Source organism: Streptosporangiales bacterium (assembly GCA_009379955.1).
Taxonomy (GTDB): Bacteria; Actinomycetota; Actinomycetes; order Streptosporangiales; family WHST01; genus WHST01.
The window spans coordinates 1-3,656 of sequence record WHST01000217.1 but is presented as its reverse complement, the minus strand read 5'-3'; the positions used below and the strand labels follow the sequence as shown (position 1 = coordinate 3,656).

The 3,656-nt window shown below is 72.0% G+C and carries 1 protein-coding gene; it reads left to right on the top strand.

What is annotated here, in order from left to right; all coding sequences use genetic code 11:
• The first annotated feature begins 110 nt into the window (after positions 1-110).
• On the top strand, positions 111-3,422 hold the full coding sequence (gene dnaE / locus GEV10_31945) for a DNA polymerase III subunit alpha (GenBank protein ID MQA83013.1): 3,312 nt from the start codon (positions 111-113) through the stop codon (positions 3,420-3,422).
• Positions 3,423-3,656: the final 234 nt, after the last annotated feature.

Genomic DNA, 3,656 nt, shown 5'->3' with positions numbered 1-3,656 from the left:
GAGGTAGGAGTCGCGTTGGGTGGGTGAGTCGTGTGCTGAGTGGCGCGGCTCCTGCCGGAGGCCCGGGAGGAGGCGGTCGCGCATGAGCGGCACCGTGAGGGGACGCTGACATGGGATGGGAGAACCCGCCGATCCCGTGGCACGACTTCGAGCGACGACTGTCGTGGCGCACCGACGGGGACCAGCGGCAGATGCCACTCGCGAAGCCCGTCCGGCTGCCGACCTGCCCGGCCTCGCCTTCGCCGCCGGAGCCCGTCCCGTGGGCCGAGCTGCACTGCCACTCGTCCTTCAGCTTCCTCGACGGCTGCTCCGCCCCGGAGCGGCTCGTCGCCGAGGCGCTAGAGCTCGGCATCGAGGCGCTCGCCGTCACCGACCACGACGGCATGTACGGCGTCGCGCAGTTCGCCCAGGCGGCCGAACAGCAGGCGACACAGCACACCGAGCTGCGCACGATCTTCGGCGCGGAGCTCAGCCTCGACCTCGCCGCCCCCCAGAACGGCGTCCCCGATCCCGAGGGGCGCCACCTGCTGGTGCTCGCCCGGGGTCCGGAGGGCTACCGCAGGCTCTGCCGCACGATCAGCACCGCACAGCTCGCCGGCGGGCGCAAGGGACGTCCGGTCTACGACACCGCGTCGTTCGCCGACGTCCACGGCGGGGAGTGGGCGGTACTCACCGGTTGCCGCAAGGGATCGGTGCCCGCCGCGCTCGCCGGGGACGGGCCCGAGGCGGCCGAGCGGGAGCTGCGCGCCCTCGTCGAGACGTTCGGCCGCGACAACGTCTACGTCGAGCTGATCGACCACGACCAGCCGCTCGACGACGGCAGGAACGACACGCTCGCCGAGCTCGCCGCGCGCGTGGGTGTGGGCGTGGTCGCGTCCAACAACGTGCACTACGCCGGCCCCCCGCAGGCCGCGCTCGCCACGGCGGTCGCCTCGGTGCGGGCACGACGCAGCCTCGACGAGATGGTCGGGTGGCTGCCGGCGACGGGCACCGCGCACCTGCGCTCGGGCGCGGAGATGGCGGCGCGGCTCGCGCGGTTCCCCGGTGTGCGGGAGGCGACCGTCGAGCTCGCCCGCGCGTGCGCGTTCCCCTTCAAGAAGATGACGCCGAAGCTGCCCGCGTGCCCCGTGCCGGACGGCCACGACGAGACGAGCTACCTGCGACACCTCACCTTCGAGGGCGCCCACCACAAGTACGGCACTCGCGAGCAGCGACCGGACGCGTACACGCAGATCGACCACGAGCTGGACGTGATCATCGCGGGCGGCTACCCGGGCTACTTCCTGATCGTGCACGCGATCGTCGAGTTCTGCCGCGACAACAACATCCTCTGCCAGGGTCGCGGCTCGGCGGCCAACTCCGCGGTCTGCTTCGCACTCGGCATCACCAACGTCGACGCCATCAAGCACCGGCTGCTGTTCGAGCGGTTCCTCGCCCCCGGCCGCGACGGACCGCCCGACATCGACCTCGACATCGAGAACGCGCGGCGCGAGGAGGTCATCCAGGACGTCTACGACAGGTACGGACGCAAGTGCGCGGCCCAGGTCGCCAACGTCATCTCGTACCGGCCGAAGATGGCACTGCGCGACGCCGGCAAGGCGCTCGGGTTCAGCCTCGGGCAGCGCGACGCGTGGTCCAAGCGGGTCGGGTTCGGCGACCGTGAGCCCGACGAGTCCGACGTGCCGGCGGCGGTCACCTCCCTCGCCCGCGACTTCGAGCGGCTCCCCCGCCACCTCGGCATCCACTCCGGCGGCATGGTGATCTGCGACCGACCCGTCGGCGAGGTGTGCCCGGTGGAGTGGGCGCAGATGCCCGACCGCAGCGTCCTGCAGTGGGACAAGGACGACTGCGCCTGGCTCGGCCTGGTCAAGTTCGACCTGCTGGGCCTCGGCATGCTCAGCGCGCTGCGCGACGCGTTCCAGCTCATCGAGGACGCCCACGGCGACCGGCTCTCCCTCGCCGACATCCCCGACGAGGACCCCGCCGTCTACGACATGCTGTGCGCCGCCGACGCGATCGGGGTGTTCCAGGTCGAGTCGCGCGCCCAGCTGGCCACGCTGCCGCGGCTGCGGCCGCGGACGTTCTACGACCTCGTCGTCGAGGTCGCGATCATCCGGCCCGGCCCGATCCAGGGCGGCTCGGTGCATCCGTACCTCAGGCGGCGCCACCACCCGGAGGAACACACCTGCCCGCACCCGTTGATGGCGCCGGCGCTGGAGCGCACGTACGGCGTGCCGTTGTTCCAGGAGCAGATGATGCAGATCGCCGTCGACTGCGCCGGGTTCTCCCTGGCGGAGGCCGACCAGCTCAGGCAGGCGATGAGCTCGAAGCGGTCCGAGGAGCGCATCGAGGCCCTGCGGCAGCGGCTGCTCGACGGCATGGCGGAGAAGGGCATCGATGCGCGCCTGGCCGAGGACATCTACCACAAGCTGCTCGGCTTCGCCGGGTTCGGCTTCCCCGAGTCGCATGCGATCAGCTTCGCCCACCTCGTCTACGCCAGCTCGTACCTCAAGCGCTACTACCCGGCCGCGTTCACCGCGGCGCTGCTGCGCAACCAACCGATGGGCTTCTACAGCCCGAACACACTCCTCGGCGACGCGCGTCGCCACGGCGTCGTCGTCCGCGGGGTCGACGTCAACGCCAGCGAGGCCAAGGCCACGCTCGAGCCGCACGACCCGGAGGCGAGACCGCGTGGTCTCGACCACCCGTACGCGTCGAAGAACATCCCGCAGCCGGTGATCCGGATGGGACTGGCGTCGGTGCGCAACCTCGGCACGGAGCAGGCGGAGCTGATCGCGGCCGGGCGGCCGTACGCCGACATGGAAGACCTCGCCCGCCGCACCAGGCTCACCGTGCCCGCACTGGAGGCCCTCGCCACGGCGGGCGCCTTCGGCTGCTTCGGACTCACCAGGCGCGAGGCGCTGTGGGCCGCCGGCGGGCTCGCGGGCGTACGTCCCGGCCAGCTCGACGGCACCACCCCGGGGCTGCCGGCGCCCGCCCTGCCCGCCATGACCCCGGTCGAGGTGACGTTCGCCGACATGTGGGCCACGGGCTCCTCACCGACGAGCCACCCGGTCGAGCACGTGCGTGCCGACCTCGACGCCCGCGGTGTCCTCCCCGCGAGCGCCCTCGCGGGCGTGCGCGCCGGCGCGCTGGTGAGCGCCGGCGGCGTGGTCACCCACCGGCAGCGGCCCGGCACCGCGGGCGGCGTCGTGTTCGTCAGCCTCGAGGACGAGACCGGCATCGTCAACGTGATCTGCCCGCCCCACTCCTGGCAGCGCTACCGCAGGATCGCCTTCGACTCCGCCGCGCTCATCGTGCACGGCTGCCTCGAACGCAAGGACAACGTCGTCAACCTGCTCGCCCACCGCTTCGAACGCCTGACCATCACGGCGCCGACCCGCAGCCGCGACTTCCGCTGAGTTGTCAGTCATCCATGGCCGCTGGTGCGGCGACCCCGGGCGGGTGACAAGGGTGGACTCGGTCGTGGTGCCGGTCGCCTCGCGGCCACGACACGTGAGGGGCACCCTCACCGTGTCGGGGCATGGTGAGGGTGCCGTTCACGGGTGCGCTGCGAGGGTCGTCGGTGGAGCTTCACCTCACCGACGTGGACTTCACCTCGTCCCGGCACGAGGTGAAGTCCACGTTGATCACGT